Below are 13,288 nucleotides of genomic sequence, written 5' to 3'. Positions count from 1 at the left end.
CTCAGGCTCCTCGCAGGCTGAGCGGGCGGATGTCGGGCCAGTGGGCGTCGACGAAGGCGGCGCATTCGTCCTCGGTGCCGTCGAAGCCGGCCGGTGTCCAGCCGTCGGGCGTCTCGCGCGTGGCGGGGTACAGCGCGTACTGCCCCTCGTGGTTCACGAGGACCTGGTGGGTGGTGGGCACGGTGTCCTCCGGGCTCGGGCCGATGGGTGCGGGCGGGCTGTCAGGCGGTCGGGGCGAGGGAGGCTCCCTCGCCCCGCAGCAGGGCGCTCAGGTGGTCCAGTACGGGCTGGGGGCGGCGCAGTACGGCGTGGTGGCCGCCGGTGGTGGTGTGCCGGGCGAAGCCGCCGGTGGTGACCGCGGCCCAGCCGTCCAGGTCGGCCGCGCTGACGGTCTCGTCGCCGTCGGCGCCCCAGGCGTGCACGGGTACGCGGAGGCGGGCGCCGGGCCGGTGGACGTAGCTCAGGGACAGCTGGGCGTCCTTGCGGAGCATGGCGACCATCAGCGCCCGGGTGTCCTCGTCGAGCAGCCCGGGATCGAGGTCGGCGGTGTCGAAGAGCTTGTCCAGCTCCTCCCCGTCGTCGACGATGCCGCGGCCGGCGCCGGTCCAGTGGCCGGGGGCCCGGCAGCCGCTGACCACCAGGGCGCGCGGGGTGACGCGGCGGGAGACCTCGTAGCCGAGGAGGCCGCCGAAGCTGTGGCCGAAGACGATCAGCGGCCGGTCCCCGACGGTGGAGACCAGTTCGGCCGCGATGGCGTCGACGGCCTCGTCGAAGGTGTCCGGCATGGGCTCCCGCCAGCGGTTCTCCCGGCCCGGCAGCTGTACGCCGTACACCTGCGCGGTGCCCTCCAGCGCGGGTTGCCAGGCGCGGAACTGCTGGCAGCCGGCCCCGGCGGGGGGCAGGCACAGCAGCACGGGCAGGGCCGGGTCGGCGGGGTCCGCCGTCCAGGTGGAGATCCAGGTGCCCATGGCCTACGCCCCCTCGGCGGCGTCGGCCGGTGCGGAGGCGGGCGCGTCCTGCTCGGCGGCGAGCCGGTCGATCTCGGCGGCGACGTCGGCGACCGTCGGCCGGGCCAGCAGCGCGCCGAGGCCGACGCGCAGACCGGTGGTGCGGCGCAGTTCCGACACCACGCGGGCGGCGGCCAGGGAGTGGCCGCCCAGCTCGAAGAAGTCCGCGTCGGGGCCGGGGACCTCGGTGGCGAGCACCTCGGCCCACACGGTCATCACGGTGCGCTCGCTGGGGCTCACGGCGCCGCCCTCGGCCGTGCCGGGGGCGGCGCCGCCCTCCTGTTCGGCCAGGGCCCGGGCGAGTGCCGCGCGGTCGGCCTTTCCGGTGGTCAGGGTCGGGATCCGGTCCAGTACGCGCACCGTGCCCGGTACCGCGGCCGCGGGCAGCTGCTTGCGGCAGCGTTCCACGACCCGGGTGGCGAGTCCGGCGGGGTCGTCGACGCCGGGTGCCGCGACGACGGCGAGGCCGAGGCTCTGGCCCGGGGACAGCGGGCAGCAGGCGGCGGCGACGACCTCGGGGAGTTCGGCGGCGATGCGCTCCACCTCGCCCAGTTCGATGCGGTGGCCGCGGATCTTGACCTGGTCGTCCCGGCGTCCCCGGTACTCCAGTTCGCCCCCGTCGCGGCGGATCACCACGTCGCCGGTGCGGTACATGCGGGTGCCGCCGCCCTGGAACGGGTCGGGCAGGAAGCGGCTCGCGGTGAGTCCGGGGCGGCCGCGGTAGCCGCGGGCCACGGCGGGCCCGCCGAGGTAGAGCTCGCCCTCGGTGCCTGCGGGCACCGGCCGCAGTTCCTCGTCCAGCACGTAGGCCCGGTAGCCGGGCAGCGGTCGTCCGATGGCGGTCACGTCGTCCCCTCGTCGGCTGTCGGCCCAGGTGGCGGCGATGGTCACCTCCGTCGGCCCGTACACGTTGAGCAGTCTGCGGCCGTGCGCGAACCGCTCGGCGAGTGCGGCCGGGCAGGCCTCCCCGGCGACGACCACGACCTCGGCTGAGCCGAGTCCCGCGCCGTGGGCCGCGAGCAGCGACGGCGTGAGGGAGACGGTGCGCAGTCCGGCGGGCAGTGGTTCGCGGCCTTCCGCGGCCGCCTGCCGCAGTCCGTCGAGGGAGAGGTCGGTGAGGGCCACCCCCTGGCCGTGGACGAGGTAGAGCAGGGTGCACCAGAGCCAGCCGTCGAAAGCGGGCGAGACGGCGTTGAGTCCGAGTCCGCCGGGGGGCAGGCCGAGCCCGGCGAGGGCCTCGACGAAGGTGTCCAGGCCGCGGTAGGTGACCTCGACGCCCTTGGGGCGGCCGGTGGTTCCGGAGGTGTAGATGAGGTAGGCGCAGGTGTCGGCGGCGGGCAGGGTCACGGCGAGCGCCCCGGGGGCGCCGCGGCGGACCTCGCGGGGGGTCAGCAGGACGGTCCCGCGGGCCTCGAGGCCCGCGGGCACTCCGGTGGCGACCAGGACGGCGGCCCCGGCGTCGCGCAGGACGCCGCCGATCCGCTCCACCGGGTGGCCGGGGTCCAGCGGTACGGCGGTCCCGCCCAGGCTCCAGACGGCGAGGAGGGCGGGCACGCTCTCGCGGGAGCGGCCCAGCAGGAGCCCGACCGCGGTCTCCGGGCCGACTCCGGCGCGGGCGAGGGCGGAGGCGTACCGGGCGGTGCGGGCGGTGAGTGCGGCGTAGGTGAGGTTGCCGTCCACGGCCTTGACCGCGGTCTCGTTCGGCTGTTCGCGGGTCCACCGTTCCAGTCGGGCGAACAGCGGCGGGAGCCCGCCCGGGGCGCTCGCCCCGGCCGGCCCGGCATGGGGCTCGGTCATCCGTCGTTCCTCTCGGTGTCCGCGGGGCGGGCGGCCTCGGTGGCCCGCAGTCGCGGGCCGACCACCTGGCCCGCCCCGCCCTGCGGGAGCTGCATCGACTTGGTCTCCAGGAAGGACTCCAGTCCGGCCGTGCCGCACTCGCGCCCGATCCCGGACTGCTTGAACCCGCCGAACGGCGCGGCCGGGTTGAACTGGCCACCGTTGACGTCGACCAGGCCGGAGCGGAAGCGGCGTGCGACCCGCTCGGCGCGGGTCTCGTCGCCGGACCAGACCGCGCCGTGCAGGCCGTAGCGGGTGCCGTTGACGATCCGCACGGCCTGCTCCTCGTGGTCGTAGGGGATGACGGACAGCACCGGTCCGAAGATCTCCTCCTGGGCGATGGTGGTGAGCGGGTCGACGTCGGCGAAGACCGTCGGGCGGACGTAGTAGCCGGTGTCCAGCCCGGCGGGCCGGTCGGGGCCGCCGTGGACCAGGCGGGCTCCGCCCTCCTCGGCGCCGCGCCGGATGTATCCGGTGACGCGGGCGTGTGCGGCGGCGGACACCAGCGGGCCGAGGTCGGTCGCGGGATCGCGCGGATCGCCGGTGACATAGCCGTCCATGGCCCGGACGGCGAGCTCCACGGCTTCGTCCTGGCGCTCGCGCGGCACCAGCAGCCGGCTCCACTGCAGGCAGGTCTGGCCGGTGTTGAAGAGCATCTGGTCGACGGTGGCGGCGACGGCCGGGGCGAGGTCGGCGTCGTCGAGGACGAGGCTGGCGTTCTTGCCGCCGAGTTCGAGGTGGACGCGCTTGATCCGGTCGGCGCCGAGTGCGCAGACCTCGCGCCCGGCCCGGGTGGAGCCGGTCAGGGAGACCACGTCGACCAGCGGGTGGGTGACCAGTGCCGTCCCGACGGTGTCGCCGGTGCCGACGACCATGTTGAAGACGCCGGGCGGCAGGTCGGCCTCGGCGACGGCCTCGGCGAGCAGCCGGGCGTGCAGCGGGGTGATCTCGCTCGGCTTGTGCACGACGGTGCAGCCGGCGGCCAGCGCCGGGAGGATCTTCTGCACGGTGAGCAGCAGCGGGGTGTTCCAGGGGGTGATGCAGGCGGCCACGCCGGCGGCCTCGCGCACGACGAGCGAGTGGCCGACCCGCTCCTCGAAGGCGTAGGAGGCGGCGGTCTCGACGCAGTGCGCGGCCATGCCGAGGGAGAGCCCGACGTGGGTGTGGCGGGCCATCCTGGCGGGCGCGCCGACCTCGGCGGTGATGACCTCGGCGAAGCGGTCGGCCCGTACCTCCATGGCCTCGACGACCCTGCGCAGCAGGGCGGTCCGCTCGCGCAGCGGGGTGGCCGCCCAGCCCTCGAAGGCCGCGGCGGCGGCGCGGGCCGCGAGGTCGGCGTCCCGGGCGGTGCCGGCGGGGACGGTGGCCAGGGGGCGCTCGGTGGCGGGGTCGGTCACGACGAGGCGGCCGTCGGCCTCGGAGGCGACCCAGGCGCCGCCGATCCACTGGTCGGTGTAGCGGGGCGGCAGGGCCGCGTCGGATTCGCCGCCGGGCGGTCTGGAGTCCTGCGGCACGGGCGGCACGGTCAGCACGGTCACGGTGGGGTCCTCACTCGGTCACGGATTTCACGGGCTCGCTGAACAGCTGTGTCGGTCACAGGTCACGGGGCGCACGGTCACGGTCGCGCGCCTGCTCGTCATGGGGTCGCGGTCACGCGGTCGCGGTCACCGTCGCGGTCGCGGGGTCGGCGGTGCGGGCCAGCAGGCCCGGGGCCCGGGTGTCCGGCCTGGCTCTGCGCACGGGGCGGGCCAGGGCGGGGGTGCGGACCTCCGCGCTCCACGGGGGTGTTCCGGGCTGGCGCCCGGCGGGCCGCAGCGCGCGGACCGTGGCGGGTGCGCCGCCGACGGACGCGGGGGCGGGCGCGGGCGCGGCGGAACGGGCGGCCGGGATCAGGGCCCGCAGCAGCCGCTGGGTCTCCTGGCCGGGAGCCACGGCCAGTTCGTCGCGCATCCGGCGGGCGCACAGCTCGTACCAGCGGCGTACGCAGGCCAGTTCGCCGCGCCGGCCGTGCGCGGCCATCAGCGCCCGGTAGGTCTCCTCGTGGTGGCGGTCGATCTCCAGCGTGCGCTTGCAGAGCTCGATGAGCTCGACGAAGTCCTCGCGGTCCTCGGCGTCGGTGCGCAGCACGCCCAGGGCCCGCAGGACCAGCGCCCTGAGGTACTCGCGCTGTTCGACGACCCAGTCGGCGCTCTCGCCGCGCAGGAACTCGCCCCCGTAGAGGGCGATCGCCGCCCGCAGGCGGGTCCTGGCCAGGGCGGTGTCGCCCGCGGCGGCGGCCCGCAGGCCGGCGTGCACGAGCTCCTGGAAGCGGTCCAGGTCGGACCACAGACCGGTGACGTTCAGGACGTAGCCGAAGTCGCGGTAGACCAGCTGGATCCCGGAGTCGCCCGGGCGGTCGGGGTGGGCGTCGAGCACCCGGCGCAGGGCGTGGGCGGCGACCTTGAGGGAGCTGCCCGCGGTGCTGTCTGCATCGGGCCACAGCGACTCGTAGAGCCGGTCGCGGGTCAGCATCTGGCCGCGGTGGACCACGAGGTACTGGAAGAGGCCGCGGGCCTTGCCGGCCCGCCAGCGCCGTACGGGGGTGCCGTTCACGGTCAGCTCGAAGTCGCCCAGGAAGCGGACGCGTACCGCCGGCCCCGCTGTCTCGGTCGCTGCGGTGGTCATCGCGTCCTCCCGGTCGTCGTCCGCCTGCCGCTGTGCCTGCGAAGAGTCTGTTCGGGGGGCCTATATCGGGCCTACAACGGCCGGATCTTTGCGGTGTAGGGCGGTGATAGGGCGTTTTTCGACACTGATGAGCACGACCACCCGAACCGCCGACTCCGAAATGAGGGCTGTTTCATGACCAGCACCGACACCCGGCTTCAGAAGGTCGTCATCCTGGGAGGCGGCACGGCCGGCTGGATGACGGCCGCGTATCTCGGCAAGGCGCTCCAGGGAACGGTCGACATCACCGTGCTTGAGGCGCCGACGATCCCGCGCATCGGCGTCGGCGAGGCCACCGTGCCCAACCTGCAGCGCTCCTTCTTCGACTACCTGGGGATCGCCGAGGACGAGTGGATGCGCGAGTGCAACGCCAGCTTCAAGATGGCCGTGCGCTTCGTGAACTGGCGGACCGGCGGACAGGGCGAGTCGACGGCCCGCGAGCTGCCGGGTGGCGGGCCGGACCACTTCTACCACCCGTTCGGGCTGCTTCCCGACTACGACCAGACGCCCCTGTCGCACTACTGGTTCAAGCGCAAGTACGAGGGCCGCACCACCGAGCCGTTCGACTACGCCTGCTTCCGCGAGCCCCCCGTGATGGACGCGATGAAGGCCCCGCGCTGGCTCGACGGCCGTCCGGCCACCCGGTACGCCTGGCACTTCGACGCCCAGCTGGTGGCCGACTTCCTGCGCCGCTTCGCCACCGAGAAGCAGGGCGTGAACCACGTCCAGGACGAGATGGTCCGGGTCGAGCAGGACTCCCGCGGCTACGTGACGACGCTGCACACCAAGGGCGGACTGGCCCTGGACGCAGACCTGTTCGTGGACTGCTCGGGCTTCCGCGGGCTGCTCATCAACCAGGCGATGCAGGAACCGTTCATCGACATGAGCGACCACCTGCTGTGCGACAGCGCGGTGGCCACGGCCGTCCCGCACGACGACGAGGCGGGCGGGGTCGAGCCGTACACCTCGGCGATCGCCATGTCCTCCGGCTGGGCCTGGAAGATCCCCATGCTGGGGCGCTTCGGCACCGGCTACGTCTACTCCAGCAAGTTCACCGACCAGGACACCGCCACCCGCGAGTTCGCCGACATGTGGGGGCTGGACGCCGAGTCGACGAAGTTCAACCACATCCGCTTCCGGGTCGGCCGCAACCGCCGCGCGTGGGTGAAGAACGTCGTCAGCATCGGCCTGTCGTCCTGCTTCCTGGAGCCGCTGGAGTCGACCGGCATCTACTTCATCACGGCCGCGATCTACCAGCTGGCCAAGCACTTCCCGGACAAGACCTTCAACAAGGGTCTGATCGACAGCTTCAACAACGAGATCGAGGTGATGTTCGACGACACCCGCGACTTCATCCAGGCGCACTTCTTCTACGCGCCGCGCAACGACACGCCGTTCTGGCAGGCCAACAAGAAGCTGGTCCTCCCCGACAACATCAAGCAGAAGATCTCCGCCTACAAGGCCGGTCTGCCCATCAACTCCCCGATCACCGACGAGTCCACGTACTACGGCAACTTCGAGGCGGAGTTCCGCAACTTCTGGACCAACGGCAGCTACTACTGCATCTTCGCCGGCCTCGGTCTGGAGCCGGACGCCCCGCTGCCCACCCTCGCGCACCGGCCCGAGTCGGTGGCCGGCGCCGAGCCCCTCTTCGACACCGTCAAGCGCCAGCAGCAGAACCTGCTGGAGACCCTCCCCAGCGCGTACGACTACCTGCGCCAACTGCACGGCGCGTAAGGCCCTCCGCCACTGCGGCCCGGCAGCACGGCACTTTGCCGGCTGCCGGGCCGCAGTGGCTTCCAGCCACCTCAGGAGTCAGACATGCCCCACCGCTCCGCGCCCCATCCCGCCGCGCCGGACGACTCGGCAAGAGACCGCCGCGCGGACCTCCGGCCCTTCATGGCCGCCTTCCCCACCGGGGTGTCCATCGTCACCACCCTGGATGCGGACACCGTTCCCCATGGGCTGACCTGCAGTTCCGTTGCGAGCGTCGCTCTGGCCCCGCCCACCCTCGTGGTGTGCGTACGGTCGGCGAGCCCGACGCTCGCAGTGGTCCTCGACCAGGGTGCCTTCGCGCTCAACCTGCTGCACGAACGCGCCCGCGGCGCATCCGACCTGTTCGCCTCCGGCGCGCCCGACCGCTTCGAGCGCGTCGAGTGGCGGCTGCCGCTGGGGGCCGGCGGGCCGCACCTGACCGCGGACGCGCATGCCGTCGCGGACTGCGCCGTGGTCAGGACCATAGGCATCGGGGACCACACGGCGGTGTTCGCCGAAGTCCACCGGGTGACGCTGCGGGAGGATCCGCAGCCCCTGCTGTACGGCCTGCGCCGCTACGCCCAGTGGTCGCAGGCCGCCGCCGCTCCGCCGCCGGCCGCCCACCTCGACCCGTCCGCCGCTCTGCGCCCCGGCGCTCCCGAAGGAGACGCCCGTGTCGTCCGCTGATCCGCTGCCCGCCCTGCTGGTCGCCGTCCCGGCGGTGATCCTCGCCTGCCAGGCGGGGGCCGCCGTCTGCCGCCGCTTCGGCCAGCCCCCGGTGGTCGGCGAGATCGCCACCGGCATCCTGCTGGGCCCGTCGCTGCTGGGATGGATCTGGCCACAGGCGCAAGCCGCGCTGTTCCCGGCGTCCGTCCTGCCGTACACCTCGGCGCTCGGACAACTCGGCCTGCTCGCCTTCATGTTCCTGGTCGGGCTGGAACTCGACCTGAAAAACCTGCGCGGTCACACCAAGGCCGCGATCGCGGTGAGCCAGGCCGGGATGCTCGTGCCGCTGGTCCTGGGAGCGCTCCTCGCGGTCGCGATGTACGGCGACTTCGCCCCGGACGGCGTGGGCCGGACACCGTTCATCCTGTTCATGGCGGTGGCCATGAGCATCACGGCCTTCCCCGTCCTGGCCCGGATCCTCGTCGACCGGGGCCTGTACGGGACGCCCCTCGGGGCGCTCGCCATGGCCTGCGCGGCCGTCGACGACGTGGTCGCGTGGTGCCTGCTGGCGCTGGTGGTGGCCCTCGCCTCCGCCGGATCCCCGATGGAGGCCGCCACCACGGCCGCGCTCGCCGTCGCGTTCACGCTCTTCATGCTGTACGCGGTACGGCCGCTGCTGGCCCGCTGGGCGGCCCGTGCCGACCGGGCCGGGGACCCGGTGGTCCTGGTGGCGCTCTTCAGCGGGCTGAGCGTGTCCGCGCTGGCCACCGACCGGATCGGCGTGCACGCGCTGTTCGGGGCGTTCCTGTTCGGTGTGATCACCCCGCGCACCGGGGGGCGCATCGAGGTGGCCGCGGCCCGGCTGCGCGCCTTCACGGTGCCCGTGCTGCTGCCGCTGTTCTTCGTGCACACGGGCCTGCGCACCGACATGGGCGGGCTGACGGCCTCACCCGAGCTGTGGCTCTGGACGGCCGCCGTCCTGGCGGTGGCCTTCCTCGGCAAGTGGGGTGGCGCCACGGGCGCGGCGCGCGCCTGCGGAAGACCCTGGCGCGAGGCCCTGTCGATCGGTGCCCTGATGAACTGCCGGGGGCTGACGGAGCTGGTGGTGCTCAACGTCGGACTGGAACTCGGTGTCATCGGGCCGCAGCTGTTCACCATGCTGGTGCTGATGGCACTGGTGACGACGGCGATCACCAGCCCGGCGCTGACCCGGTTGCGCGCCGGGGAGGCGAGCTCTGCGGACGAGGCGCCGGCCGCACCCGAGAACGCGCTCGCCCGCCCCTGACGACCGCCCCCGGCCGGCAGGTGCCTGACGTCCGTTCAGGCCCCTGCCGGCCGCTGCTGTCCGGGCGGCAGGTCGCGCGCGTAGCTGATCGCGGGACGGCCGTCCCGTACGGTCTCCCCCACCGGCAGGAACCCGGTGCGCTGCAGGACCGTACGCGATCCGGTGTTGTCGACGGCCGCCGCGGCGCGCAGGGTCCGCAGCCCGTAGGTGTCCGCGGCGAGCACCAGGACCTGCCGGACCGCGCTGGTGGCCAGGCCCCGGCCGGCCGCCGCCTGCGCCACGCGGAAGCCCAGCTCGGCGGAGCCGTCCTCGACGTCGATCAGGTTGACCCGCCCCAGTACCTCCCCGTCGCCGCCGATGATCAGGTGGAGGTGGTCACGGCCGGCGGCCTGCCCCGCGAGGAGTTCGCCGTGCCGGGCGTCGAAGTCGGCGAAGTAGGCGTCTCCGCGGTCGGGCACCGACGCGGCGAAGTAGGCGCGGTTGGCCTGTTCGAACGCGAGGAGGGCCGGGGCGTGTTCGGCTCGGAGCCGCTGGAGTTCCGTCATCGGGGCATCCTAGGGCGTGCCGTGCCGTGCCGTGCCGTGCCGATCGGGCCGGAGCGCCCGGTTCACCGCCGCGGCGTGCTCTCGGTCGGTACGCACAGCACGGGGACCGGCGAGAGGTGCAGGAGCTTGTGCGGGGTGGAGCCGAGCAGGGCGCCGCGCATGGGGCTGTCGCCCCAGCTGCCGACGATGATGACCCTCGCGCCATAACGCGCGGCGGCGTCCAGCAGGGCCTGGGCGGGCTTCTCGTCCGCCACCTCCACCGTCGACGGCACGCCGGCGGCGTCCGCCGCCTCGACGGCGTGCGCGAGGGCGCTGCGGCCCGCCTGGCGGACGGCTTCGCGGTGGGCGCGGGACTCCTCGCCGGTGGGCCCCGGGGCGGCCGCCCCGTAGACGAGGACGAGGGGTTCGCCGAAGGCGGTGGCCACTTCCAGCGCGACCTGGAGGGCCCGCTCGGCGCCGGGTGATTCGTCGTATCCGAGGACCACGGACATCGCCGGCCGCCTATCGCTTCCGGGGGTGGACGAGGGCGGGGTCGACGACTCCTCGCCGCTCCTGCCAGAACCGGCCGTCCCGTACCCGCCAGAAGAGCATGACGAGCACGCCGACGACGGCGATCGCGAGCCCGATGACGAGCGGCGGGCCGAGGCCGAACCAGGAGACGCCGCTGGCCGAGTTCGCCGGGTCGGACATGTCGCCGATCGACTCCACCAGGAGCCAGAACAGCAGGCCGGCGCCGACCACCGGGCCGATCCCGATGAGCAGGAGGTTGTGGGGGCTCTCCAGCAGGTGGCGGCGGTAGTAGACGGCGCAGGCCAGGCCGGTGAGGGCGTAGTAGAAGGCGATGAGCAGGGACAGCGCGGTGAGCGAGTCCAGCAGGGCGTTCTCGCTGATCTGGTTGACGATCAGGTACCAGCCGATGGCGATGCCGGCCACCCACCAGGTGCTCACGTCCGGGGTCCTGAACCTCGGGTGGATGTGCGCGAGGTGCGGGGGCAGGGCGTGCCGGCGGGCCATGGACAGGGCGGTCCGCGAGGCGGGGATGATCGTGGTCTGCGTCGAGGCGAGTGCGGAGGTGCAGACGGCGAGGAGCACCATCCAGTCCCAGCCGCCCATGACCTCGTGGGCGAGCACGGCGAAGATGGCCTCCTCCTCGGCGGCGTTCTCGGCGAGGAAGACGGTGCCCGCGTAACCGACGACCGCGATGCAGACGGACAGGTAGGTGACCAGGAGGATGATCGTCGACCAGATGCCGGCCTTGCCGGGCGCCGTCGCGGAGTTCTCGACCTCCTCGGTGAGGTTGACCGCGGACTCCCAGCCCCAGTACATGAACACGCCGAGCAGCAGTCCGCCGGTGAGGGCGGCGCCGCCGGCGCCGAAGGGGTTGAGCCAGCTGATGCTCGGCTCGATCTCCTCCAGGCTGCTGGTGCCGGCGTAGACGCGGTAGATGGCGACCACCGCGAACGTCAGGAGGAAGAAGACCTGGGCGAGGATGAGGATGTCCTGGAGGTGGGCCGACAGCTCGGTGCCGATGACGCAGATCGCGGTCATGGCCAGGATCACGGCGACGGTCAGGCCCTGCCGGATCCAGGCGTTCGCGGCCCAGTCGTCCAGTCCGAAGGCGAGCAGTCCGAAGTTGACGGCGACGTCCGCGAGCGAGCCGATGACGAGCACGCCGGTCATGGCGATCGCCCAGCCGCCGAGCCACCCGGCCCACGGGCCCATGGACCGGGTCACCCAGGAGAACGTGGTCCCGCAGTCCTGGTCGACCTTGTTCAGGTAGTAGAAGGCGGCGGCGATCATCAGCATCGGCACGAAGGAGGCCAGGATGACGCCGGGCGCGTAGATCCCGACCAGGGCCACGATCGGCCCGAGGACGGCGGCCAGGGAGTAGGCCGGCGAGGTCGAGTTCAGGCCGATGACGAGCGCGTCGAGGAATCCGATCGCGTTGGCCTTGAGCCCCGCTTCCCGGGTGGGCGTCCCGGGGCCTTCAGCCGCACCTTCATGGCTCATGTACGCATGTTCACGCAGGCGGCCCCGGTGCGCGAGGCGAGAGGGCCGGCGTCAGGGGCGGGTGTTCCAGCCCGCGACCACCGGGAGGCCGTGTTCCGTCGAGAGCGTGCTGACGGTGCCCGTGCGCAGCAGGAAGAGCCGGCCGTGCTCGGGCTCCAGCCTCAGGTAGCGGGCCGTCAGGACGCGCAGGAAGTGGCCGTGGGCGACGAGCACGACGTCGCCGTCGTCCGCGCGGAGCACGGGGGCGACCCGGGCCAGGACCCGGTCCGCGCGTGCGCCCACCTGGGCGGCCCTCTCGCCGGGGTGCTCGGCGTCGCCGGGCGGGACTCCGTGGGTCCACAGGGACCAGTCGGGCGTGGCCTTGTGGATCTCCACGGTGGTGATGCCCTCGTAGCCGCCGTAGTCCCACTCGTACAGGTCGGAGTCGATGCCGGCACCCGGGAGCCCGGCGAGCTCGGCGGTGGCCACGGCCCGGCGCAGCGGGCTGGTCAGGACCAGGGCGGGCCGCCGGTCCTGGAAGAAGGGGGCCAGGCAGATGGCCTCCTCGACGCCGCGCGCGGTCAGCGGGATGTCGGTGCGCCCGGTGTGGCGCCCGTCGGCACTCCACGCGGTCTCGCCGTGCCTCACCAGCATCAGGTCACTCACGCTCCGGACCTTATGCCTTCCGGCATGTCGACGCGGGAGGACGCGGCGGGCGTGTCACTGTCGGGCGTCATGGACGAGGACCGGAGGGCCGCGCGAACGGCCGGTTCGCTGCTTCCGCCGCGCATGCCGGCGCTGATGGTCGCCCTGACCGCGGTGACCGGGGTGATCGAAGCGGTCAGCCTGCTCGCGCTCGGGCCCGCCTTCACGGCGATGCAGACCGGGAACGTGCTGTTCCTGGCCTTCGGCGCCGCGCAGGCGGGCAGGCTGGCGGCGCTGCCCGCCGGGATCTCGCTGGCCGCGTTCGTCGTCGGGGTGGTCTGCGGCTCCCATCTGGAGGCCGTGGTGGAGGCCCGGGGCCGACGCTGGTTCGTCATGGGCCTCCTCCTTGAGGCCGGGCTGGTCCTGGCCGCCGCGGTGGCGGCGTGGGGGCTGGCGCCGCAGTACGGGTCGCCGACCCCGCGGCACCTGGCGGTGACCGCGGTCCTGGCGCTGGCGATGGGCCTGCGCAACACCACGATCATGCGGGCCAACGTGCCCGGTGTGCCGACGACCCTGGTCACCCGGTCCATGACCGCCTTCCTCGGTGGTTCCGCCATGGGGCGCGACGCCGTGTACGGATACAGGTCGGCCGGCTGGCGACTGCGCGGCCTGTCGGTCCTCGCCATGTTCGCCGGGGGGTTCGCCGGGGCCCTGCTGATCCGGGCCGGGTGCCCGGTGGGCTGGCTCTTGCTGCCGACCGCCGCCGTGGTACTGGTCACGGGTCTGGCCTACCGGGGGCAGCCCCCGCTGCGCACCGGGTCGGCGGGCGGCCGGGATTGATCGCCGTGAACTATGCC

At 73.5% G+C, this 13,288-nt stretch carries 13 protein-coding genes; 4 read left to right on the top strand and 9 right to left on the bottom strand.

Features of this window, described 5'->3' with window-relative positions:
• Nucleotide 1: 1 nt before the first annotated feature.
• From ACIPXC_RS03775 to ACIPXC_RS03755, 5 genes are all read right to left on the bottom strand, one after another.
• Nucleotides 2-205: an MbtH family NRPS accessory protein gene (locus ACIPXC_RS03775; RefSeq protein WP_076043097.1), complete on the bottom strand. Its 204-nt coding sequence runs from the start codon at nucleotides 203-205 to the stop codon at nucleotides 2-4.
• 16 nt (nucleotides 206-221) lie between these two features.
• On the bottom strand, nucleotides 222-968 hold the full coding sequence (locus ACIPXC_RS03770) for a thioesterase II family protein (RefSeq protein ID WP_401613186.1): 747 nt from the start codon (nucleotides 966-968) through the stop codon (nucleotides 222-224).
• Nucleotides 969-971: 3 nt separating this feature from the next.
• Nucleotides 972-2,804: a non-ribosomal peptide synthetase gene (locus ACIPXC_RS03765; protein ID WP_401613184.1), complete on the bottom strand. Its 1,833-nt coding sequence runs from the start codon at nucleotides 2,802-2,804 to the stop codon at nucleotides 972-974.
• Nucleotides 2,801-4,312: an aldehyde dehydrogenase family protein gene (locus ACIPXC_RS03760; protein ID WP_401613521.1), complete on the bottom strand. Its 1,512-nt coding sequence runs from the start codon at nucleotides 4,310-4,312 to the stop codon at nucleotides 2,801-2,803. The genes ACIPXC_RS03765 and ACIPXC_RS03760 overlap by 4 nt, the downstream gene beginning before the upstream one ends.
• Before the next feature lie 181 nt (nucleotides 4,313-4,493).
• Nucleotides 4,494-5,507 carry a BTAD domain-containing putative transcriptional regulator gene (locus ACIPXC_RS03755; RefSeq protein WP_401613182.1) on the bottom strand — a complete coding sequence of 338 codons (1,014 nt, stop codon included), beginning with the start codon at nucleotides 5,505-5,507 and terminating at the stop codon, nucleotides 4,494-4,496.
• A 174-nt stretch (nucleotides 5,508-5,681) separates the two neighbouring features.
• On the opposite strand from ACIPXC_RS03755, the gene ACIPXC_RS03750 reads away from it, so the two are divergent.
• The 3 genes from ACIPXC_RS03750 to ACIPXC_RS03740 all read left to right on the top strand — a co-directional run bounded on the left by ACIPXC_RS03750 (nucleotide 5,682) and on the right by ACIPXC_RS03740 (nucleotide 9,252).
• On the top strand, nucleotides 5,682-7,283 hold the full coding sequence (locus tag ACIPXC_RS03750) for a tryptophan halogenase family protein (RefSeq protein WP_401613180.1): 1,602 nt from the start codon (nucleotides 5,682-5,684) through the stop codon (nucleotides 7,281-7,283).
• Nucleotides 7,284-7,367: 84 nt separating this feature from the next.
• Complete coding sequence (locus ACIPXC_RS03745; RefSeq protein WP_401613178.1) at nucleotides 7,368-7,988, top strand: flavin reductase family protein; 621 nt, start codon at nucleotides 7,368-7,370, stop codon at nucleotides 7,986-7,988.
• The gene (locus tag ACIPXC_RS03740; protein WP_401613176.1) at nucleotides 7,975-9,252 is read left to right on the top strand and encodes a cation:proton antiporter; all 1,278 of its coding nucleotides are present in this window, start codon (nucleotides 7,975-7,977) and stop codon (nucleotides 9,250-9,252) included. The genes ACIPXC_RS03745 and ACIPXC_RS03740 overlap by 14 nt, the downstream gene beginning before the upstream one ends.
• Nucleotides 9,253-9,287: 35 nt before the next feature.
• On the opposite strand, the gene ACIPXC_RS03735 is transcribed toward ACIPXC_RS03740, so the two are convergent.
• The 4 genes from ACIPXC_RS03735 to ACIPXC_RS03720 form a co-directional block, all read right to left on the bottom strand.
• Nucleotides 9,288-9,797 (bottom strand): GNAT family N-acetyltransferase, encoded by a 510-nt coding sequence (locus tag ACIPXC_RS03735; RefSeq protein ID WP_401613174.1) that lies wholly within the window; start codon nucleotides 9,795-9,797, stop codon nucleotides 9,288-9,290.
• A 62-nt stretch (nucleotides 9,798-9,859) separates the two neighbouring features.
• On the bottom strand, nucleotides 9,860-10,288 hold the full coding sequence (locus tag ACIPXC_RS03730; protein WP_401613172.1) for a universal stress protein: 429 nt from the start codon (nucleotides 10,286-10,288) through the stop codon (nucleotides 9,860-9,862).
• 10 nt (nucleotides 10,289-10,298) lie between these two features.
• The gene (locus ACIPXC_RS03725; RefSeq protein WP_401613170.1) at nucleotides 10,299-11,807 is read right to left on the bottom strand and encodes an APC family permease; all 1,509 of its coding nucleotides are present in this window, start codon (nucleotides 11,805-11,807) and stop codon (nucleotides 10,299-10,301) included.
• A 51-nt stretch (nucleotides 11,808-11,858) separates the two neighbouring features.
• Complete coding sequence (locus ACIPXC_RS03720) at nucleotides 11,859-12,452, bottom strand: histidine phosphatase family protein (protein WP_401613168.1); 594 nt, start codon at nucleotides 12,450-12,452, stop codon at nucleotides 11,859-11,861.
• Between the two features lie 24 nt (nucleotides 12,453-12,476).
• On the opposite strand from ACIPXC_RS03720, the gene ACIPXC_RS03715 reads away from it, so the two are divergent.
• Nucleotides 12,477-13,271: a YoaK family protein gene (locus tag ACIPXC_RS03715; protein ID WP_401613166.1), complete on the top strand. Its 795-nt coding sequence runs from the start codon at nucleotides 12,477-12,479 to the stop codon at nucleotides 13,269-13,271.
• The last annotated feature ends 17 nt before the right edge of the window (nucleotides 13,272-13,288 follow it).

Source organism: Streptomyces sp. NPDC090021 (assembly GCF_044748225.1).
In the GTDB taxonomy this organism is placed as follows: domain Bacteria; phylum Actinomycetota; class Actinomycetes; order Streptomycetales; family Streptomycetaceae; genus Streptomyces.
Note: the sequence above shows the minus strand (reverse complement) of the source record. Positions and strands in the feature narration are given on the sequence as shown.